Below are 20,013 nucleotides of genomic sequence, written 5' to 3'. Positions count from 1 at the left end.
GAGCAAGTACGTGAACGGGCGGAACGATCTAGGTGAAAGCGGTGGATTCTTGGTGACCTCACGTGATGATGCGGTATCGGAGGGTGCAGCCCGGAAGGAGTCGCCCGCGAAGGCCGCTCCCGAAGGTGTGAAGAACGGGGGTGCGGCCAACGGATCGGGTCCCCAGAACGTCACCGCGCCGAATGCACCCTCACAGAACGCGGGCACGCAGAGCGCGACGACGAAGACGGTCGCGCCCAATCTCGCCGCCGATGTCCAGACGCTGGAACGCGCAATCTACGAGGTCAAGCGCGTGATCGTCGGGCAGGACCGGCTCGTGGAGCGGATCCTGGTCGGTCTGCTCGCGAAAGGGCACGTGCTGCTCGAGGGTGTGCCGGGTGTCGCGAAGACCCTGGCCGTCGAGACGTTCGCGAAGGTGGTCGGCGGATCCTTCTCGCGTGTCCAGTTCACCCCCGACCTGGTGCCCACCGACCTGATCGGTACGCGCATCTACCGGCAGGGGCGCGAGGAGTTCGACACCGAACTCGGTCCCGTCGTCGCGAACTTCGTGCTCGCCGACGAGATCAACCGCGCGCCGGCGAAGGTGCAGTCGGCGCTGCTCGAGGTGATGGCCGAGCGGCACGTGTCGATCGGCGGCAAGCGGTACCACATGCCCGACCCGTTCCTGGTGATGGCGACGCAGAACCCGATCGAGAACGAGGGGGTGTACCCGCTGCCGGAGGCGCAGCGCGACCGCTTCCTTTTCAAGATCCTCGTCGACTACCCGACGGTGGAGGAGGAGCGCGAGATCGTCTACCGGATGGGTGTCGATGCGCCCGAACCCCACCAGGTCCTCGATCCCGAGGAACTCGTCCGCCTGCAGAAGGTCGCGAGCGGCGTCTTCGTGCACCACGCGCTGGTCGACTACGTGGTGCGGGTCATCGCGGCCACGCGCACGCCGGCCGAGTTCGGTCTCCCCGAGGTCGACGGCTGGATCGCGTACGGCGCGTCGCCGCGCGCGACGCTGGGCATCATCTCCTCGGCCCGCGCGTTGGCGTTGCTGCGTGGGCGTGACTACGTGGTGCCGCAGGACGTGCTCGAGGTGATCCCGGACGTGCTTCGTCACCGTCTCGTGCTGTCCTACGACGCTCTCGCCGACGAGGTCAGCCCGGACGACGTCATCTCCCGTGTGCTGCAGACCGTGGGTCTGCCGCAGATCGCCGCACAGCCGACGACGGTCCCGGCCGGCCCCGCCGGTCACCACGGACCGCCTGTCCCGTCCACGTCGGTGCCCGGACCGACGGCGATGAGCCAGCCACGGTGAGTGCGCGTACCGCCGGTGCGCAGAGTTCCGGCCCGCCGCCGTCGTTTCGCTCCGGCGAACTCCGTGATCCCAAACTGTCCGCCGCGCTGCGGACGCTGGAACTGACCGTCCGCCGCCGCCTCGACGGGGTGCTGCACGGCGACCATCTGGGCCTGATCCCGGGCCCGGGTTCCGAACCCGGTGATGCCCGCGAGTACCAGCCGGGTGACGACGTCCGTCAGATGGACTGGTCGGTGACCGCCCGGACGACGCACCCGCACGTCCGGCAGTCGGTGGCCGACCGGGAACTCGAGACGTGGCTCGTCGTCGACCTGTCGTCGAGCCTCGACTTCGGGACCGCCGGCTGCGAGAAGCGGGACCTCGTGGTGGCGGCTGCCGCCGCCGTGACGCATCTGACCAGCGGCGGCGGGAACCGGATCGGGGCGATCGTCTCCACCGGCGCCCAGACCACCCGGATCCCGGCCCGCGGCGGCCGCATTCATGCGCAGGCGATGCTGCGTCAGATCGCGACCACCCCGCACGCCGCGGACGGGGTGCGGGGTGACCTGCAGGGTGCGGTGGAGTCGTTGCGCCGACCCCAGCGTCGCCGCGGTCTGGCCGTCGTCATCAGTGACTTCCTGGGGCCGATCGACTGGGAGCGGTCGCTGCGGGCGATCTCGGGCCGCCACGACGTACTCGGTGTCGAGGTGCTCGACCCGCGAGATCTGGAATTACCCGACATAGGGGATGTAGTGCTGCACGATCCGGAGTCCGGACGGACCCGCGAGTTCACGACCACACCGCAACTGCGCGCCGACTTCGCGCGGGCAGCGGACGAGCACCGCCTGCAGGTGGAGCAGTCGTTGCGGCGCTGCGGCGCCCCGCTGCTCAGTCTGCGGACCGACCGGGACTGGATCTCGGACGTCGTGCGGTTCGTGTCCGCCCGGAAGCACAGCTACGGGACCGCGACGAACCAGAGGTCCCGCCGGTGAGCCTTTCCCAGTTCACCTCACCGTGGTGGCTGCTGTTCCTCCTGGTCGTCGTGGCATTGGTCGCGGGATACGTGTGGGTGCAGCGTCAGCGGCAGAAGCACACCCTCCGGTTCACCAACTTCGCGCTCCTCGAGAAGGTGGCGCCGTCGCGGCCGGGCCGGGCCCGGCACATTCCGGCGCTGCTGATGGTGCTGGCGCTGGTGTTCTTCAGTGTGGCGCTGGCCGGACCGACGGAGGACAAGCGGGTTCCGCGGAACCGGGCCACCGTGATCCTCGTCATCGACGTGTCGTTGTCGATGAAGGCGACCGACGTGGAACCGACCCGGCTGGCCGCCGCGCAGGACGCCGCGAAGTCGTTCGCCGACGGGCTCACCCCCGGCATCAATCTCGGTCTCGTCGCGTTCGCCGGCACGGCCTCGGTGCTGGTGTCGCCGACCACCAACCGGGAGGCGTCGAAGGTCGCGATCGACAATCTGCAGTTGAGCGAGCGGACCGCCACCGGTGAGGCGATCTTCACGTCGCTGCAGTCGATCGACACCCTGGCCGCGGTGCTCGGCGGCAGTGATCAGGCGCCGCCCGCCCGCATCGTGCTGCTCTCGGACGGCAAGCAGACGGTCCCCGAGAACCCGGACGATCCGCGCGGCGGGTTCACCGCGGCCCGGCAGGCGAAGGACAAGGACGTCCCCATCTCGACGATCTCGTTCGGCACCAGCTACGGCAAGGTCGAGATCGAGGACGAACGCATCCCCGTGCCCGTCGACGATCCGTCGCTGCGGGAGATCGCGAATCTCTCCGGGGGCAGCTTCTTCACGGCGTCGAGCCTGGAGGAACTGCGTGACGTCTACGACACCCTCGAGGAGCAGATCGGTTTCGAGACCACCCGCGGCGACGCCAGCCGCCCCTGGCTCGTGCTGGGTGTCCTGTCCGCCACGGCGGGGCTGATCCTCGCGCTGGTCCTGCGTCAACGGCTGCCGTGATCTGCGTTCCACCGCGGCCCCGCGCTTCCACTCCTGCACATCTGAACAGATAGGTTGATCCCCATGTCTACCCCACAAACTACTGACGCGTCAGTTAGGACGGTGTCCACTCCTCGGTCGGTGCTCGTCACCGGCGGCAACCGCGGGATCGGCCTCGCTGTCGCGCAGCGCCTCGCGGCGGACGGCCACAAGGTCGCGGTCACGCACCGCGGCTCGGGTGCGCCGGACGGCCTGTTCGGCGTCCAGTGCGATGTCACCGACACCGAGTCGGTCGACCGCGCCTTCAAGGAGGTGGAAGCGCATCAGGGTCCCGTCGAGGTTCTCGTCGCGAACGCCGGCATCACCGACGACACGCTGATCATGCGGATGACCGAGGAGCAGTTCACCTCCGTCGTCGACGCCAACCTGACCGGCGCGTTCCGTGTCGCGAAGCGGGCCACACGGTCGATGCTGCGGGCGCGGTTCGGCCGGTTCGTGTTCCTCGGGTCCGTCGTCGGTCTGGCCGGTGGTCCCGGCCAGGTGAACTACGCGGCGTCGAAGGCCGGTGTGGTCGGCATCGCACGGTCGCTGACCCGTGAGCTCGGTTCCCGGTCGATCACCGCAAACGTGGTGGCCCCGGGATTCATCGACACCGACATGACTGCGGTCCTGGACGACAAGTACAAGGACATGATCACCGGCGCGGTTCCGTTGCAGCGGCAGGGCAAGCCCGAGGAGGTCGCCGCGGTGGTGAGCTTCCTGGCCTCCGACGATTCCGCCTACGTCTCCGGCGCGGTGATCCCCGTCGACGGCGGCCTCGGCATGGGCCACTAGCTCTCCCCACTCCACTTCCCGGACTTTTTCTCACAGGAGGACACCTCATGGGCGGATTGCTCGAAGGTAAGACCATTCTCGTCACCGGCATCATCACGGACGCGTCCATCGCGTTCCACGTCGCCAAGGTCGCCCAGGAACAGGGCGCCAAGGTGATCATCACCGGATTCGACCGTCTCCGGCTGATCGACCGCATCGCGCAGCGCCTGCCGCAGCCGGTGCCGCCCGCGCTCGAACTGGACGTGCAGAACCCGGAGCACCTCGCGAGCCTCGCCGACCGCATCCGGGAGATCGCGCCCGAGGGTGTCGACGGCGTCGTGCACTCCATCGCGTTCGCGCCGCGGTCCTGCCTGGGCAGCCCGTTCTTCGACGCACCGTGGTCGGATGTGGGAGTGGCGTTCGAGGTCTCCGCCTACTCGTACGCGTCGCTGTCGAAGGCGCTGCTGCCGGTGCTGAACGACAACGCGTCGATCGTCGGCATGGACTTCGATCCCGCGCGCGCGGTGCCGTTCTACAACTGGATGGGCGTCGCCAAGGCCACGCTCGAGTCGGTGAACCGGTATGTCGCCAAGGAGGTCGGCGAACGCGGTATCCGCTCCAACCTCGTCGCGGCCGGCCCGATCAAGACCCTCGCCGCCAAGGCCATCGCCGGCACCGCCACCGACGACGCCAAGCAGATGAACGAACTCAACACGGCGTGGGACGAGCGTGCGCCCATCGGCTGGAACGTCGATGACCCGGAGCCGGTCGCGAAGACCGTGTGCACCGTGCTGTCCGACTGGCTGCCCGGCACCACCGCGTCGATCATCTACGTCGACGGTGGCGCCCACGCGATGGCCGGCTAGGGCACGACCCGGGGAGTGCGCCCCGAACGGCACCACGGAAGATGGTGATCATGATCGCTGCGAATTCGACGGACGGTTCCGGTTCCCGGTTCGATGCCCTTCTCGTGTTGTCGTTCGGGGGTCCGGAGCAGCCCGCCGACGTGCGCCCGTTCCTGGAGAACGTTACCCGGGGCCGGGGGGTGCCGCCCGAACGTCTGGACGCGGTCGCCGAGCACTACCTGCACTTCGGGGGTGTGTCGCCGATCAACGCCCTCAATCGCGACATCATCTCCCGCGTCGAATCCGAATTGGCAAGCGCCGGAATGGATTTGCCCGTCTATTTCGGTAACCGGAACTGGCATCCGATGGTCGAGGACACCGTCGCCCGGATGGGCGCGGACGGGGTGCGGTCCGCGCTCGTGTTCCCGACGTCGGCGTGGGGCGGGTACTCGGGCTGCAGGCAGTACCACGAGGACGTCGCCCGGGCACGGGCCGCGGCCGGGGACGGGGCACCGCACCTGCGGAAGCTGCGGCAGTACTACGACCACCCGCTGTTGATCGGTGCGTTCGCCGACGCCGTCCGCGAGGCCGCGGCGCAGCTGCCCGCCGACCGGCGGGCCGACGCACGGCTGGTGTTCACCGCGCATTCCGTGCCGGTGTCCGCGGACCTCAACGCGGGACCGCCCGCGGAGGGCGGTCATCTCTACAGTCGGCAGGTGGCCGAGGCGGCCCGGCTCACCGCCCGCGCCGCCGGCTTCGACGACTTCGACCTGGTGTGGCAGTCCCGGTCCGGGCCACCCCAGGTGCCGTGGCTCGAGCCGGACATCTGCGACCACCTCGACGCCCTCGCCGCCCGCGGGGTGGGCGCGGTGATCGTGTGCCCGGTGGGATTCGTGTCCGATCACCTCGAGGTGGTGTGGGATCTCGACACCGAGGCCCGGGACAGGGCGGCCGACCTCGGCATCGACTTCGTGCGTGCCGCCACCCCCGGAACGGATCGGCGTTTCGCGGAACTCGTCGTCGCACTCGTGACCGAGCAACTGTCCGGCACGCCCGCCGAGCGGCTCGGGTCCGAGCCGCTGCTCGGTTCGACCCTCGACGGTCAGTCCTGCGCGGTCGACTGCTGCAAGGCCGTGGTCAGGCCGTCAGGCCGCCCCGCGCGCACGCATTGACGGCGGCGGTGCGCGCCGAGCGCACCGCCGACCGCAGCGGCCGCAGCAGGTCCTCGAGCGTGGCCGCACCCGACGCGGACACGGTGCGTGCGGGGGCCATCTGCTCGGCGACCGTGAGGATCGCGGCCACCTGATCGGCCGAGTCCAGGATCCGCAGTGCCCGCGGGGCGATCGTCGTCGGATACCGGTGCCGCGCGGACTGCGCCAGCGCATCGGCGATCAGCGCGCGCGGGTCGGCGCCGAAACCGGAATCGAGCATGTGCAGCGCCTCGAGCGCGGCCGCGGCGTCGCGCACCGCCTGCCGCATCGAGAACTCGGCCTCACCCAGCCCGGTGTGGTGGGCGTCGAGGGGAAGCCGCTCGATCGTCGACACCGTCCAGCGCAGCACGTCGGGACCCTCGACGTGCGGGACCAACCCCGTTCCGGACCGGCCGGGCGGTCCGACGAGCACACCCTCGCCTGCGATGATCGCGGCGGACGCGAACTCGGTGCCCGCGGGAAGCCCGCGGACGTCTCCCGGGCCGGGCAGCACCAGCCGGATCTCGGTCTCGGGTTGCGACACCGAGCGGCGCATCGCCTGCAGCAGCGCCGTCACCCCGGCGTCCTGCGGGTGGGGCCACGGCAGCCCGGTGCGGCCGGCCGTCTCCTCGTCCTCGGCGCAGGCGAGATGCATCGGCGCCCACGCGTGGAGGGCGTCGATGACGTCGTCGGGTGCACTGCTCCCGGCGAGCCAGGAACTGGCCCACACGGTGAGAGTGGCGCTGGGTGAAGTCACGATAAACGAGCATATGTCGGCGTGGCGGCGTGTGCGTAATGGCGCCGCTGGCATAGCGTCAGCGCCCGTGAGCGGAGGCGACAGATACGGCGACATCTTTTCCGGGCACCCACGCGCGCGCAAGCCCGTGACGCCGACGGTCCCGGCCGAGCGGGACCTGGTGGTCGAGGATGCGGGCACCGGTTTCTGCGGGGCGGTGGTGGGGTTCGAGCGCACCTACGACGGCGATTTCGTCCGCCTCGAGGACGGGGCGCGCCGCACCCGGTTGTTCGCGATGCGGGAGGCGGCGTTCCTGATCGACGGGAAACCGGTCACCCTGGTCCGCCCGGCGGCCAAGCCCGCCCGACCGGCCACCACCCGATCGGCGTCGGGATCGACCAAGGTGGCGGGGCTGCGGGCCCGGACGGCGCTGGCGAGCCGGATCTGGGTGGAGGGCGTGCACGACGCCGCCCTCGTGGAACGGGTGTGGGGGCACGACCTGCGCGTCGAGGGTGTCGTCGTCGAGCACCTCGAGGGTCTCGACAATCTCGGGGAGCGGCTCGCCGAATTCCGGCCCGGCCCCGGACGGCGCGTCGGTGTCCTCGTCGATCACCTCGTCACCGGATCGAAGGAGACGCAGCTGACGCAGGGACTCGGGCCGAACGTGCTCGTGACCGGGCACCCGTTCATCGACGTGTGGGAGGCGGTCCGCCCGTCGGCGGTGGGCATCGAGGCGTGGCCGAAGATCCCGCGCGTTGAGGACTGGAAGACCGGGGTGTGCCGCGAATTGGGGTGGGGGACACCGCGCGACGGCTGGCGCCGGGTCTATTCGGCCGTCAACACGTTCCGGGACCTGGAGGCGCCGCTGATCGGGGCGGTCGAACAGTTGGTCGACTTCGTCACCGTCGGTTCCGGAGATTCTGGTTAGATGGTGTTGTGGCTGCATTGATTTGGCTGGTAGCGGGGGTGCTGCTCGCCGCCGCGGAAGCGTTGACGGGGGATTTCTTCCTCCTCATGCTGGCGGGCGGTGCGCTGGCCACGGCCGGGGTCACCGCGATCACCGACTTCCCGGTCTGGGTCGACGCGGTGATCTTCGGGGTGCTGTCCCTCGCCCTGATCCTCGGGGTGCGGCCGGTGTTGTTGCGTAAGTTCGAGACCCCGCCGCCGACCCCGACCGGGATCGAGGCGCTGACCGGCAAGCAGGCCCTGGTGCTCGAGGAGGTCGCCGAACACGCGGGGCAGATCAAGCTCGGCGGCGACGTCTGGACGGCCCGCCCGCTCGACAGCACGGAAGTGTATCCACCGGGAACGACCGTGACGGTAATGCAAATTGACGGCGCGACCGCCGTCGTGTGGAGGGGACCGTAGATGGCAGCGCTCATCGTGTTGATCGTGCTCGTGTTGTTCGTCGCCCTGGTGGTGGCCAAATCGGTGGCGCTGGTGCCGCAGGCCGAGGCCGCCGTGATCGAGCGACTCGGCCGGTACGCGCGGACCGTGTCGGGCCAGTTGACGTTCCTGATCCCCTTCGCGGACCGCATCCGGGCCAAGGTGGATCTGCGGGAACGGGTGGTGTCGTTCCCGCCGCAGCCGGTGATCACCCAGGACAACCTGACACTGAACATCGACACCGTCGTGTACTTCCAGGTCACCAACCCGCAGGCCGCGGTGTACGAGATCAGCAACTACATCGTCGGCGTCGAGCAGTTGACCACCACCACGCTGCGCAACGTCGTCGGGGGCATGACGCTGGAGGAGACGCTCACCTCGCGTGACTCCATCAACGGGCAGTTGCGCGGCGTGCTGGACGAGGCCACCGGCCGGTGGGGCCTGCGCGTCGCCCGGGTCGAACTCAAGAGCATCGATCCGCCGCCGTCCATCCAGGAGTCGATGGAGAAGCAGATGAAGGCGGACCGCGAGAAGCGGGCCACCATCCTCACCGCCGAGGGTCACCGGGAGTCGGCGATCAAGACGGCGGAGGGCGACAAGCAGTCCCGCATCCTCGCCGCGGAGGGCGCGAAGCAGGCGTCGATCCTCACGGCCGAGGGTGAGCGGCAGTCCCGCATCCTGCGGGCGCAGGGTGACCGGGCCGCGAAGTACCTGCAGGCGCAGGGGCAGGCGAAGGCGATCGAAAAGGTGTTCGCCGCAATCAAATCCGGCAAGCCCACCCCCGAGCTCCTCGCCTACCAGTATCTGCAGACGCTGCCGCAGATGGCGCAGGGCGACGCGAACAAGGTGTGGCTGGTGCCCAGCGACTTCGGTGACGCCCTCAAGGGTTTCGCGAAGACCCTCGGCGCGCAGGGGCAGGACGGGGTGTTCCGGTACGAGCCGTCCACCACGGAGGAGGATCTGCCCAAGCCCGAGGACGATTCGGAGGAGGTCGCCGACTGGTTCGAGACCAAGTCCGACCCGGCCATCGCGCAGGCCGTCCGCGCCGCCGAGGTCGAGGCACGTCGTCCAGTCGACGGGCCGGGACCGCTCGCGAAGTCCGGTGGCGCCGACGAGCATCCGCCGCTGGATCCGGGTGGCGCGCCCGGGCAGCTGCCGCCGCCCGTCACGCCGCCGGGTCACTGACCGACTCCGACGCGGCGTAGCGGCGCAGCAACGGCCGGAGTACTCCGAAGAGCTGTTCGGGTGTGTGCTCGAGGTAGAAGTGATCGCCCGTCATGATGCGCACCTCGCGCAGCTCGGTGGTGTGCCGATCCCAGGCGTGCAGATCCCGCTCGCCGACCAGCGGATCGGCGTTCGCGCCGAGCACGTGCATCGGACAGGGAAGCGGCGGGTCTGCGGGATCGCGGTACCCGGTGCAGAGGCGGAGATCGTCCCGCAGTGCGGGGAGGCAGCGGTCCCGCCACGCCGGCCGGGCCGGGAGGTCGGCGGGCAGCCCGCCCGTGGCGCGCAGCAACTCGATCAGGGCCGGGTCGTCCAGGTCGTCGACCGGCGGCAGCGGCGAGGGCAGGTGCGGCGCCGAGTACGCGGACAGCAGCAGCGCCCGCGGGAGCGGGTGCCCGGCCGCGCGCCGGCGGCACGCGAGCCGGTACGCGATCAGCGCCCCCATGCTGTGCCCGAAGAAGACGTGCGGCTGCGTGAGTGGTTCGGCGAGCTCGGACTCGAGTGCGGTGACGAGGGACTCGACGCCGGTGAACCCGGCCTCGCCGGCACGGCTCTCCCGGCCTGGCACGGCAACAGGCCATACCGACACGTGCGGGCTCAGGGCGCGGTGCCAGTGCCGGTACGTCGAGGGTCCGCCGCCGGCGTGGGGGAAGCAGAACAGCCGGAGGGTGCCGGGCACGGCGCTACGCGGCCGCGACGAGCGTGGCGAGTTCGTCGGCGAGAGCTGCCACCGTGGACCGGATCTGGTCCTCGGTGTGGCACGAGGTGACGAAGAAGCGCAGCCGCGCGAGGTCTTCCGGCACGGCCGGGTAGAGGATGGGGTTCACGTTGATGCCGCGCCGGAGCAGGGCGTTGGACAGGGCGAGGGTGCGGAGTGAATCCCCGACGATGCACGGGATGACCGGGGTGTCCTCCGAGTCCCCGGTGTCGATTCCGGCGTCCGTGGCGAGCTGCAGGAAGAGCCGGGAGTTGCGGCGCAACCGGTCCAGGGCCTCCGGTTCGGCGCGCATCTGCCGGATCGCGGCCAGGGACGCCGCGGCATTCATCGGCGTGATCCCGACGCTGTAGACGAAGCCGGGCGTCGTGTACCTCAGGAAGCGGATGAGCTCGGCGCTGCCCGCCACGTAGCCGCCGCAGCCGGCCAGGGCCTTCGACATCGTGCCGGACCACAGCTCCACGTCGTCGCGGTCGACGTCGAAGTGCTCGCCGATGCCCCCGCCGGTGGCGCCGAGCACCTCGATACTGTGCGCCTCGTCGATCATCATCAGCGCCCGATGCTTCTTCTTCACCGCGATCATCGCGGGCAGGTCGGGGATGTCGGTGGTTGGGCTGTGCAAGGCGGCATGGGAGGGCCGGTGGCCTTCTCGGCGCACAGATCCGGGTGACCGAATCTTTGACCGTGCGGAGCTCGATTCTTATCTGGGCAGGCCCGGATGGGAGTGTGTGGGAGCGACGCCGGAGCGGGGGGCGTCGCTGGTCAATCCAAAAAGATGTTGCGGGACAGCACTTCTGGTGAGGTGTATCGAGGTATGCACGGATCGCGGTTCGAGTCCGCGGGGCAGCAGGCGGGGTTGAGCCGGATGCTCGACGGCGCGCCCGAGGGCCGGTTCGCCGGTGGCGTGGTTCGGGCGGTGCTTGAGTTCCTGACGGAGGTCAGGCCACCTGGCGGCTCGTAGGCTTGGTCTTGGCGGGCTGGGCTGTTGGAGCGCATCGCGGCTCCTGGGACTCCTGGCCCGCCACGTGCTTGCGGCGCTCACGCATCCGCTGGTATCGGACGTTGTCGCGCCGCCGCGGGTCGATCTTGTAGCGCGCCGTGACGATCGCCCGGCCCTCGGCCTCGGTGATCGGCGTGCCGTCGACGTCCCGCAAGGCGTACGGCTGGCCGGCACGCATACAGGCGGCGATCCGGGTGACCAGATGGGTGGCCAGATGACAGATCGCGGACTCGTGGTGCCGGTCGCCGACCATCAACCGCTGGTACTTCGCCGCGAACTGGGTATCGACCCTGCGGGCCTGGTCGGCAGCGGTGCACAGCATCTCACGCAACAGCGGATCCCCGGCCTTGGTGATCGAGGACTCGACCTTGCTCACCCCGGACTGGCTGACCTTGGGAACCAGAGCGATGACCGCGCTGATCACCGCCCCCACGCCGGGAGCAGAGGCAACGATGCCGGCCGGGTCGGCGTCGGCGTAGAGGTTCGCGACTCGCTCGTCGATCTGCTTGATCTGACGGGTCAGGAACAGTGCCTGTTCGGCTTCGTGGGCGATGTCCTCAGCGAGCTCGGCGAAGTCTAGCAAGGGCAGCCGGGCGAGCAATTCGGAGTCGATCCGGTCGTTCTTGGTGTGCTTGGAGTAGTACTTACGCAGGTCGGCTGACTGGGTGGTCGGGACCATCACCACGCGTGCACCGTGGCGACGGAACCACTCCGCCAACACGATCCACGCGTTCCGGGTCGGCTCGACCACCACGGTCAGCTCTGCCGGATCGGGCAGGTCCAAGTCCGCCCACAACCGTTCCAGAACTTCCGGCCACGCCATACCGTGGCACCATCACGGGCGAGCGTTGCCTGATGCTCCGCCCGGACAGCCACGTCGATCCCCAACGTCAATGCCATCGTCATTACTCCTGTCGGTCCACATCCCTGTTCACCAGGTGACTGACCATCGCGGCCACGGCCCAGACATTCTCTAAGCAGGAGTCCACGCCTACCGGCCGGCTCCAAGTTCCCGAACAAGGACACCGTTCGACCAGACACCGAGCCCGCAGACGACCACTCAGAAAGCCAGGGATCACCAGGTGTCCCGGTCGGACGTTCGGCCCGCCTGCGGACTCCCTCCGAGGCTAAATGTCGGAGGTCGGCGTTACAGTCGAGGTCCTGCGAGACAAGGGGTGCCACATGTGCTGGTGGGAGGGTTGATGGATGACGTCAGGGCGGTGCCGGCATCGTTGTCCGGTCGGTTCTCTGCGCTGCGGTCGACACGGAATCACCACCGGCTGTGGGGCGGCGCCGCCGCGCCGACGGATCCACTCGCCGATCCACGCACCACTCCTGCACAAACCTGCCGCGTCGTGGGAGTCGCCGGGACGGTGAGCATGGCGGGCGATCGCGAGTCGTCTCGGACTGCGACGGTGCTCGCCGCTCATGAATTGGGCCCGGCATGACCGGGCCGGGATCGACCGTGCCGCGGCAGTTCGCGTTCACCACCCGCGCCCATGTGGCGGTCGACGCCGTGACCGGTGAGCCGATCGGCCTCGACGACGTCGACATCCGGGTGGGGTGGCTGCTGGACCTGATCGCCGCGGCGGGTGCCGAGTTGGTGTCGCGGCTGTGGAAGCCGGCAACGTTCGATGTGCTCGCCGCCGGTCGGGACCGCCAGGACCGCAGACTGCCCGCACAGGGTCATGTCGCCGCGGCCCGCCTCGGCTGGAACCCGACCTACCCGGACGGGGTCTATGTGCCGTCACGGGTCACGCGGGTGGTTACCGCTCAGGTGATGGCCACCCTGCGGACACTGACGCACCGGGACACCGCGATCACGGCGCTCTCTCACCGATTCGACCCGGCCACCGGAGCTGTGGCGTGGCCGACCGAGCCGGGCGACCATGTGTCGGCGGGCTTCCTCCGCGGCGTGCGACGTCAGCTCGCCGCCCGCGCCCGCGGCGGTGGGGCACCGGCCGGCCGGTTGCGGATTAGCGACGTCCAGGGACTGCCGCAGACGAGCGCGATGGCCTGGCTGTCGGCCGCCGATCGACAGCTCGCACAGATCGCCGTCACAGACCGTGACCTGGTGTTGACGGTAAAGCTGCCCACCAGCCCGGCCCCGTCGGGGCGGGCGCAGTGGCGGCGGGTGCGGCTGACCGCCGCCATCCCCGCGCACCTGCACGGCAGAGCTGTCATCGACTGGCATCTGCCGACCCTGGTCCTCGACCGCCGGGGCCTGCTGTGGCGGTGCGCGGCGACCGAACCCGTCCCTGCCGACGACCTGGACTCGGCCACCGTCGCGGTCGGGGTCGACTGGTCCCCGTCCACTCTCGGTGCCGCCGCCCTCACCGCCGACAACCCGGACGGGCTGGTGTCGGACTACCGGGGCTTCACCTACGACGACCGCGGCCTCGGAATCAAACTGGCCCGCCTACAGGCCGAAGGGCAGCAGCTGCACCGCAAGGCGGCCCGATTGACCCAACTGGCCGCCACCGCCCCGCCCGAGGTCCGCGCCCAGCTGGAGGAGAAGATCGCCGTCCTCGACGCCCACCGCAAAGCGGTGGGTATCAAGCGGGGGAAAATCAACCGGGAACTCGCGTTCCACTTCGCCCGCCAGGTCACCGACTACGCCGCCACCGCCCAGGCGCAGCTGATCGCGGTCGAGGATCTCACCACCCTCGAGACCCGCGGGCACGGCCGGGTCAACAACAACCGGGCCGCGCAGTCCGCCCGCCGACAAGCCGTCGCCGCCCTCGCCCACACCGCCGCCGGTGCCGGCATCACGGTGGTCTCGGTGCCCGCCCGGGGATCGTCCGCACAGTGTCCGGGCTGCGACGAACCACTTGCACGCCCCGGCGGCTACCACACCGCGTGGTGCCCTCGCTGCCGGGTCGGCGGCAACCGCGACCACGTCGCCGGGGTGAACCTGGCCAAACGCGCACTGCTCGGAAAAGGCAAGGCCACCCGCCGGCGTGGGCAGTTACCCGCGGTCCGGGTGGCCAAGCACGCGCCGGTGCGGCCATCGCGAGACAAACACGGTCCCACCCCGAGTCGGCCACGGCATCGCCGGGTCCGCCGCAGCCTGCCCACCGCACCACGGCGGTTGGGGGTGAATCCGAAACAGTATGTTCCTGCATCACAAGCGTCGGTGTGGGACACGGTCGAACCCGCACCGCCGCACGGTGATGCGGGTAGCCGTGACACACGTCCATCTCTAACGCCCGCCACACCAGTGGCAAAGGACATGAGATCTACGTAGACGCTGTCGTGGATGACCAGGCAGTGACGTTGGTGGCGTGTCCGCTCACGAGGGCGATCCGTCCTCGGTGCCGAGCAGGCCGGCCAATTCGGCTTTGAGTTCGCGGTGTACCGGATTCTCCCCGGACAGCAGCCGACTGGCCGAGCGGGAACTGCCGTCGCGGGCGACCGCGTCCTGCACCGCCGACACGACGGCGGGGTGCCCGGACATGCCGAGGTAGTTCTACCGGGGCTGCGCCCCAGCCCGACGAGGCATGTGGGGGCGGGCTGCAGTCAGGGGCCCCGGCCGGTCGGGTGATGACCCTGGTCGACGTTGTCGATCGGGTGTATGAACCGTCGTAGCGGTTGGTTGGCCTACCGGCCGCCCGATCGTCCGGAGCTCATCATGACCATACCGCGCAGCGTCGCCGATGTGCTGACCACGCACACGCTCTTCGAGGTCGAATGCATCGACCGGATGTACCTCAACGTCTACGTTCCCGGGCTGCAATACGCCCCGGGTCTCGTCGCCTACGTGCACCGACAACTCGGGTTGCCGGTCGCCTCGACCGCCCCGTTGGCGAGGATCACCGACCGCTTCTCGGCGGCGGTGCACCGTTTCGCCGACACCCGACACATCCCGTGGGTCGACTTCGTCAAGGGTCAGCGCAAGGACGACGTCATGCACGAGCACCTGCAGCACTTCACCGCGGCCGAGGGAGTGGTGTTCATCGGACGGGCGCAGGAGAAGACCCCGTTGTTCCGCACCGAGAAACGCCGCGACGCGGACGGCAACAGCTACCCGTGGATCGTCAAAACCACCGGCATGGTCAACCATTACTACTTCTACTGCGTCGACGCGGACTTCGGACCTTTCTTCCTCAAGTTCTGCTCGTACTTCCCCTACAACGCCAAACTCTGTATCAACGGCCACCATTGGGCCCAACGTCAGGCGGCGAGGGCCGGGCTCGGGTTCACCGCGCTCGACAACGCCTTCGCCGCCTTCGCCGCCGTCGACGACCCCGACGCGCTGCAGGCGATCTGCGATCGGCTGACCGGTCCCCGGATCGATGCCCTGCTCCGCAAGTGGCTGGCGATTCTGCCGGATCCGTTCACCGACGCCGATCGGGCCGTCGGCTATCGCTATGACCTGTCGATCCTCCAGGCCGAGTTCTCCCTGACCCAGATGCTCGACGCCCCGGTCTCGGGGCGGGTGTTCTTCGAGCAGGTCATCCGCGACAACCTCGATCTCGGTCGCCCCGATCAGGTCACGCTGGTGTTCGACCGGCGGTTGATGCGCCGGGGGCCGCGTGCCACCCCGGGACGATTCCGCACCCGGGTGATCACCGAAGGCGTCATCCCCAGCCTGCACGTCGACTACAAGCACACCACCATCAAGCAGTACCACAAACAGGGACGCGCCCTGCGTACCGAGACCACCATCAACGACACCCGCGATTTCCACCTCGGGAAACGACTGACACATCTGCCCGCCCTGCGGGAGATCGGCTTTCACGCCAACCGACGCCTGCTGCGCGCCGGGCGACTCAGCCACGACCCGATCACCGGCGCCGACGCCCTCGCCGCCCTCACCGGCCCCCTCACCACCGCCACCGGCACCCGCGTCCCGGGCTTGCGGTTCGCCGACCAGCGCAGCCACGCCCTGCTCTCCGCGCTGCTGGTCTTCCGGCTGCACCCGAACGGCTTCACCAACAAGGACTTGCGCACCCTCACCGGCGAGCTGCGCGGACTCGACCCGGACACGGTGTCTACTGGGCAGATGACCTACGACCTGCGCCGGCTGAAAACCCGCAACCTGATCGTCCGGATCGAGGGCACCCACCGGTATCAGGTCACCAACCACGGACTCGACACCGCGAAGTTCCTCACCTGTGTCCACGATCGGGTCCTGCGCACCGGCCTGGCCGAACTCGCCACGCCGACAACCACTCCCGGTCGCCTGCGATCGGCTGCCACCACGTATCGCAACGCTGTCGATACCCTCACCGGCACAGCGCAACTCGCAGCCTGAAACACCAAGCCGTCGAACGTGACCCGAACACCACAAACTTGACCCCAAAATCCGGCTACGCCATCTTTAGCTACCTAGCTGGAGAAGTTGACGACCTCCGCGCCCCAGATCATCGACGTGTCTCGCGTGGCGCCGTCGTTGACGAGGAAGTACGGGTTGCTGACCCGAGCCCCTCGGCCGTGTTCAGCCGTGCGGCGAGCGCCTGAACCTCCGGGAACCCCGCGATGCGGAACTCGGGTGCGACCGCGGTGCGTAGGGCCTCCGGTTCCTACGAAACCGACGGTTCCGGCCGTGGGGGACACGGGTGCGTGGTGCGAGGTCACGTGCGCGATGACATCGCCGAGGGTGCGGCTAGGGGAGAACCAGTGCGGTTCGACGACGAGACCGGGGAATGCGCGGCTCACCCCGCCGAACAGGTCGGTGATCATGATCGAGTTGAATCCGAGGTCGCCGACGAGCGTATGTATCGCCTTCAGCGCCGCTGCCGGGAATCCGCTGACCCGGGCGACTTCCGCGCGCACCCTCGTCGCGACGTCGCCGACCGGTGTAGCGGGGACCCGGCCCGGCGTCCGGCGTCGCCGCCGGCACGGGGAGGGCTACTCCGGGAACGCCGTTGGCGGCAGCAGCGAGGACGGCGGCCTGTTCCCGGAAGAGCGCGATCAGTTGTTCCCTGGTGGTGTCTCCGGGTCGGGCGTCGGGCGTCGCGTGGGCGGGTGCGGGGTCGGCGCGGCCGCGGGTGCCTCGTCGGGTGTCCAGAAGCGAGCGGTGGTCGCGAACTCGTATCCGCTGAGCCGTCGGCGGACTCGGGCACCCGGCTCGTGGATGTCGCCCGGGGGCGACTACGTGATGAGGGCGCGTCCCGTTCCGCACACCGCGATCGCCCAGAGCACGCTGGTGAACGTGCCGATGATGAACTGTTCCGACGCGTGCGGTTCGCGCAGTTCTGGGTAGCGGGCCAGTCCCTTGACCGCCAGGACGACGGCGATGCCCTCCGGCCAGGCCGCGAGGATCGCCACCGCGACGGCGGCACGCTCGAGGAGTCCGATGATCCGTCCGCCGCGCAGCGGCCCGGCGTCCGGCCGCGGGTCGGAACCGGCGTCGGGCTGGCGGCGCGCGATCCGGAACGCGGCCAGCACGAGGGGCGCCCCGCCGGTGGCGGCGGCCGCGACACACAGGACGAGGGTCGCGGCGAGCGCGAAGCCCGTGACCGGGGTGGTGGCGGACGCGGCGAGCGCGGCGACGGCCAGGGCGAGCGCGACCACGATCGGCGCCGCCCACTGCGACATCCAGCGGGGGCTGCGCGGCGCCGCGAGCACCAGCGGGGCGACGGCGGCGACGCCGAGGGCGATGAGTGCGAGGGTCGTCACGTGTCCGCCTTGCGTAGGAGTCGTTCGGCCAGTCGTCGTCCGGCGGTCTCGACGTGCCAGCCGGCGGTGGAGAGTCGTTGGGAGACCGCCTGCTTGCTGATGCCCAGCGCGCGGGCCGCCTCGGTCTGGGTGGAGCCGTGCCGCATCTGTTCGACGGCCTCGCGGCCCTCCTCGGTGCGGCGCGCGACGAGGATCGCGACGAGGGTGAGGGCGGTGTCGGCGTCGGCGGCGCCGTCGGGGTCGGAGCCTTCGACGGCCACCCGGCCGGGGGCGTTCTTGGCGCGGTCGACGGCGACCCGTGCGGACTCGAACGCGGGGCCGCGCCCGGCCCGGGTCTCGGCGGGGAGGGGTTCCTCGACGGGGCCGGCGCCGATGCCGATGCTCCAGTGTTCGCGTCCGACGAGGTCGAGGGCGAGGTCGACGACGGTGGCCGGGTCCGCGACCACGGCCTGGACCTCGTCGCCGGCTGTCCGCTGGAACGGGCGGACGAGGTCGCGGTGCGCGAATTCGGTGAGGAGTTGGGCGACGCGGTCGACGTCGCGGCGGCTTCCGCGCTGGTCGACCGTCAACACGAACATGGGTCAAGGTTAGAAACTGGATACCACGATGTCAAGACTCAAAGCTTGACTGCCCTGGTTCAAGGCTGCGCTATTGACTCGTCCTCGGCGGGGCGGTCCACGGCCACGTCCGGCATCGCGTCGCCGGAACCGTCCAGCGGCCGCCGAGAATCCACCACCAGCCCGGCGATTCCGACGACGATGCACACCGCGGACAGCACGAGAAGTCCCGGCTTCGTCTCCCCGGTGAGGGCGTCGCCGAGAACGACGATGCCGACGGTTCCCGGCAGCACACCGACCACCGTGGCCAGCACGTACGGGACCAACCGGATCGAGGACACCCCGGCGCAGTAGTTCACCACGGAGAACGGGACGAACGCGATCAGGCGCAGCGAACCGACGGCGAGCCAGCCGCGCCGGGCGATCCGCTCGTCCACCCGGCGGATCGTCGGGTTGGAGATGCGCTGCCACACCACGTCCCGGCCGACGGCGCGCACCAGGTAGAGGGCGAGTACGGCACTGACCGTCGACGCCAGCACCGCGATCGCGATGCCCAGCCACGCACCGAACAGCAGACCGGCACTCAGCGTGAACACCGTGCGGGGGAACGGGAACACCGTCACCACCGCGTGCACGGCGACGAAGACGAGCGGAAAGGCCGGCCCGACGGATCGCGCCCATTCCCGCACCTGCAGCACGGACGGGTGCGGGGCCAGCAGCGCCACGACGACCAGCGCGACTGCCAGTACTGCGACGCCGATCACCCTGCGGTCCCCGAGGCGTCTCTTCACAGGGCACCAGGCTACCCGGGTGACCGGTGCGGGGCGCCGCGAGCGGCGGTCAGGACGGGCGGCGGCGCCCCGTCACGGTCGCCTCGACGCAGACCTGCCCGCCGGACGTCCCGGCCACCCGGGCCACCGCCACCGAGCGGCCCGCCCTGACCACGTCCGCGGTGAACGTCGTGTCGCGGTCGAGGGGAACCGGGCGGAAGTAGTTGATCCGCGCGGAGGCCGTGTCCATGTCCGCGCCGCCCCGGCTCAGGGCCGCGCGCGCCGCGAGGTCCACCGCGCATGCCTGGACGCCGCCGTGCATGAACCCGAGCTTGTTCGCGACCAGCGGGTTGGCCGGCACCACGACCCGGGCGCCGGGTCCGTCCTCGATCCGCCCGCCGATCCAGTCGAGCGGCGCGGCCCCCGGTTCCGGGAAGTCGGGCAGGGCCGACCCGGCCGCCGCCGGCGCCGGCAGGTCCACGAAGTTGCCCCACAGGGTGCCGGTGGCGATGAGGGTGCCCGCCGAGTCGTGGACGCGGGCGGTCGACGTGCCGCCGTCGGCGGTGAGTGCGAGGAGCCGGCTCTCCGCCCGCAGCGTCGGACCCTGCCACCGCCGGGGTGTGAGGACGTCCACCGACAATTCGGCCGTGACCAGGCCGTCGCGTGCTCCGCGCCGGTCCCACACGGTGAATCCGAGGAGATCGTCGAGCAGCACGGCGAGGACGCCGCCGTAGGGGGTGCGGGCGGTATTCGAGGCGAGCGCACCGATGTCCATGCTCATACGATTGAGTGGTTCGCCGCGGTCGTCGACGTCCCGGGTCGGCGCGCCGAGGCCGAACAACCGCTGCGTGGCGGTGCGATCGGTGACCACCGGTTCGTGCGCAATGCTCATGACCTGAGGTTATTCATCGTGTGGTGATCCT

20 protein-coding genes and 1 pseudogene are annotated in these 20,013 nt (G+C 69.9%); 11 read left to right on the top strand and 10 right to left on the bottom strand.

What is annotated here, in order from left to right; translation table 11 throughout:
• Window positions 1-127 precede the first annotated feature (127 nt).
• The 6 genes from JVH1_RS00430 to JVH1_RS00405 all read left to right on the top strand — a co-directional run bounded on the left by JVH1_RS00430 (window position 128) and on the right by JVH1_RS00405 (window position 6,060).
• Complete coding sequence (locus JVH1_RS00430; protein ID WP_011598891.1) at window positions 128-1,303, top strand: MoxR family ATPase; 1,176 nt, start codon at window positions 128-130, stop codon at window positions 1,301-1,303.
• Window positions 1,300-2,274, top strand: coding sequence for a DUF58 domain-containing protein (locus JVH1_RS00425; protein ID WP_009480476.1), 975 nt, complete (start codon window positions 1,300-1,302; stop codon window positions 2,272-2,274). The genes JVH1_RS00430 and JVH1_RS00425 overlap by 4 nt, the downstream gene beginning before the upstream one ends.
• Window positions 2,271-3,251 (top strand): VWA domain-containing protein, encoded by a 981-nt coding sequence (locus tag JVH1_RS00420; protein WP_009480477.1) that lies wholly within the window; start codon window positions 2,271-2,273, stop codon window positions 3,249-3,251. Before JVH1_RS00425 ends, JVH1_RS00420 begins: the two co-directional genes overlap by 4 nt.
• A gap of 63 nt (window positions 3,252-3,314) precedes the next feature.
• Window positions 3,315-4,064, top strand: coding sequence for a 3-oxoacyl-ACP reductase FabG1 (gene fabG1, locus JVH1_RS00415; protein WP_005241843.1), 750 nt, complete (start codon window positions 3,315-3,317; stop codon window positions 4,062-4,064).
• Window positions 4,065-4,111: 47 nt separating this feature from the next.
• Complete coding sequence (inhA, locus tag JVH1_RS00410) at window positions 4,112-4,909, top strand: NADH-dependent enoyl-ACP reductase InhA (protein ID WP_005241845.1); 798 nt, start codon at window positions 4,112-4,114, stop codon at window positions 4,907-4,909.
• 41 nt (window positions 4,910-4,950) lie between these two features.
• Window positions 4,951-6,060: a ferrochelatase gene (locus tag JVH1_RS00405; RefSeq protein WP_043782754.1), complete on the top strand. Its 1,110-nt coding sequence runs from the start codon at window positions 4,951-4,953 to the stop codon at window positions 6,058-6,060.
• On the opposite strand, the gene JVH1_RS00400 is transcribed toward JVH1_RS00405, so the two are convergent.
• The gene (locus tag JVH1_RS00400) at window positions 6,026-6,835 is read right to left on the bottom strand and encodes a hypothetical protein (protein ID WP_009480480.1); all 810 of its coding nucleotides are present in this window, start codon (window positions 6,833-6,835) and stop codon (window positions 6,026-6,028) included. The genes JVH1_RS00405 and JVH1_RS00400 overlap by 35 nt on opposite strands.
• Before the next feature lie 67 nt (window positions 6,836-6,902).
• Between JVH1_RS00400 and JVH1_RS00395 the strand changes: the two genes are divergently transcribed.
• Genes JVH1_RS00395 through JVH1_RS00385 form a run of 3 tightly spaced genes read left to right on the top strand, consistent with a single transcriptional unit; the run spans window position 6,903 to window position 9,385 of the window.
• Entirely contained in the window at window positions 6,903-7,742 is an 840-nt protein-coding gene (locus JVH1_RS00395; protein ID WP_009480481.1) for a DUF3097 domain-containing protein, read from the top strand.
• A gap of 8 nt (window positions 7,743-7,750) precedes the next feature.
• On the top strand, window positions 7,751-8,182 hold the full coding sequence (locus JVH1_RS00390; protein WP_005241863.1) for an NfeD family protein: 432 nt from the start codon (window positions 7,751-7,753) through the stop codon (window positions 8,180-8,182).
• Window positions 8,183-9,385 carry an SPFH domain-containing protein gene (locus tag JVH1_RS00385; RefSeq protein WP_009480482.1) on the top strand — a complete coding sequence of 401 codons (1,203 nt, stop codon included), beginning with the start codon at window positions 8,183-8,185 and terminating at the stop codon, window positions 9,383-9,385.
• On the opposite strand, the gene JVH1_RS00380 is transcribed toward JVH1_RS00385, so the two are convergent.
• From JVH1_RS00380 to JVH1_RS00370, 3 genes are all read right to left on the bottom strand, one after another.
• Window positions 9,366-10,103, bottom strand: coding sequence for a thioesterase II family protein (locus tag JVH1_RS00380; RefSeq protein WP_009480483.1), 738 nt, complete (start codon window positions 10,101-10,103; stop codon window positions 9,366-9,368). The genes JVH1_RS00385 and JVH1_RS00380 overlap by 20 nt on opposite strands.
• Window positions 10,104-10,107: 4 nt before the next feature.
• Window positions 10,108-10,815 (bottom strand): aminotransferase class I/II-fold pyridoxal phosphate-dependent enzyme, encoded by a 708-nt coding sequence (locus tag JVH1_RS00375; protein WP_371113081.1) that lies wholly within the window; start codon window positions 10,813-10,815, stop codon window positions 10,108-10,110.
• A 262-nt stretch (window positions 10,816-11,077) separates the two neighbouring features.
• A complete protein-coding gene (locus JVH1_RS00370) occupies window positions 11,078-11,899 on the bottom strand; it encodes an IS110 family transposase (RefSeq protein ID WP_063720718.1) in 822 nt (273 codons plus the stop codon).
• A 684-nt stretch (window positions 11,900-12,583) separates the two neighbouring features.
• Here JVH1_RS00370 and JVH1_RS00365 point away from each other — a divergent pair.
• Window positions 12,584-14,386 carry a zinc ribbon domain-containing protein gene (locus tag JVH1_RS00365; RefSeq protein ID WP_009480488.1) on the top strand — a complete coding sequence of 601 codons (1,803 nt, stop codon included), beginning with the start codon at window positions 12,584-12,586 and terminating at the stop codon, window positions 14,384-14,386.
• Between the two features lie 22 nt (window positions 14,387-14,408).
• On the opposite strand, the pseudogene JVH1_RS00360 reads toward JVH1_RS00365, so the two are convergent.
• Window positions 14,409-14,608 (bottom strand): annotated as a pseudogene (locus JVH1_RS00360) (8-amino-7-oxononanoate synthase); the annotation flags it as partial.
• 162 nt (window positions 14,609-14,770) lie between these two features.
• Between JVH1_RS00360 and JVH1_RS00355 the strand changes: the two are divergent.
• Window positions 14,771-16,396: a hypothetical protein gene (locus JVH1_RS00355; protein WP_009480491.1), complete on the top strand. Its 1,626-nt coding sequence runs from the start codon at window positions 14,771-14,773 to the stop codon at window positions 16,394-16,396.
• A 74-nt stretch (window positions 16,397-16,470) separates the two neighbouring features.
• Here JVH1_RS00355 and JVH1_RS00350 read toward each other — a convergent pair whose 3' ends face one another.
• The 5 genes from JVH1_RS00350 to JVH1_RS00330 form a co-directional block, all read right to left on the bottom strand.
• Window positions 16,471-16,917 (bottom strand): acyl carrier protein, encoded by a 447-nt coding sequence (locus tag JVH1_RS00350; RefSeq protein WP_009480492.1) that lies wholly within the window; start codon window positions 16,915-16,917, stop codon window positions 16,471-16,473.
• Between the two features lie 318 nt (window positions 16,918-17,235).
• On the bottom strand, window positions 17,236-17,763 hold the full coding sequence (locus tag JVH1_RS00345; protein ID WP_009480493.1) for a hypothetical protein: 528 nt from the start codon (window positions 17,761-17,763) through the stop codon (window positions 17,236-17,238).
• Window positions 17,760-18,341, bottom strand: a complete 582-nt coding sequence (locus JVH1_RS00340; RefSeq protein WP_009480494.1) for a hypothetical protein — start codon at window positions 18,339-18,341, stop codon at window positions 17,760-17,762. The genes JVH1_RS00345 and JVH1_RS00340 overlap by 4 nt, the downstream gene beginning before the upstream one ends.
• A 59-nt stretch (window positions 18,342-18,400) precedes the next feature.
• Window positions 18,401-19,111, bottom strand: a complete 711-nt coding sequence (locus tag JVH1_RS00335) for a TVP38/TMEM64 family protein (RefSeq protein WP_272943952.1) — start codon at window positions 19,109-19,111, stop codon at window positions 18,401-18,403.
• 49 nt (window positions 19,112-19,160) lie between these two features.
• A complete protein-coding gene (locus tag JVH1_RS00330) occupies window positions 19,161-19,982 on the bottom strand; it encodes a PaaI family thioesterase (protein ID WP_009480496.1) in 822 nt (273 codons plus the stop codon).
• Between the last annotated feature and the right edge of the window lie 31 nt (window positions 19,983-20,013).

The organism is Rhodococcus sp. JVH1 (genome assembly GCF_000280725.2).
GTDB classification, from domain to species: Bacteria; Actinomycetota; Actinomycetes; order Mycobacteriales; family Mycobacteriaceae; genus Rhodococcus_F; species Rhodococcus_F jostii_A.
The sequence above is the reverse complement of the archived record's forward strand: the minus strand, read 5'-3'. Positions and strand labels throughout refer to the sequence as shown.

Excerpts from the sequence above, each read along its gene's own strand:
- JVH1_RS00385 (WP_009480482.1), top strand. The coding sequence starts at position 8,183 with ATGGCAGCGCTCATCGTGTTGATCGTGCTCGTGTTGTTCGTCGCCCTG.
- JVH1_RS00405 (WP_043782754.1), top strand. The coding sequence starts at position 4,951 with ATGGTGATCATGATCGCTGCGAATTCGACGGACGGTTCCGGTTCCCGG.
- JVH1_RS00365 (WP_009480488.1), top strand. The coding sequence starts at position 12,584 with ATGACCGGGCCGGGATCGACCGTGCCGCGGCAGTTCGCGTTCACCACC.
- JVH1_RS00340 (WP_009480494.1), bottom strand. The coding sequence starts at position 18,341 with ATGTTCGTGTTGACGGTCGACCAGCGCGGAAGCCGCCGCGACGTCGAC.
- inhA (WP_005241845.1), top strand. The coding sequence starts at position 4,112 with ATGGGCGGATTGCTCGAAGGTAAGACCATTCTCGTCACCGGCATCATC.
- JVH1_RS00355 (WP_009480491.1), top strand. The coding sequence starts at position 14,771 with ATGACCATACCGCGCAGCGTCGCCGATGTGCTGACCACGCACACGCTC.
- JVH1_RS00330 (WP_009480496.1), bottom strand. The coding sequence starts at position 19,982 with ATGAGCATTGCGCACGAACCGGTGGTCACCGATCGCACCGCCACGCAG.
- fabG1 (WP_005241843.1), top strand. The coding sequence starts at position 3,315 with ATGTCTACCCCACAAACTACTGACGCGTCAGTTAGGACGGTGTCCACT.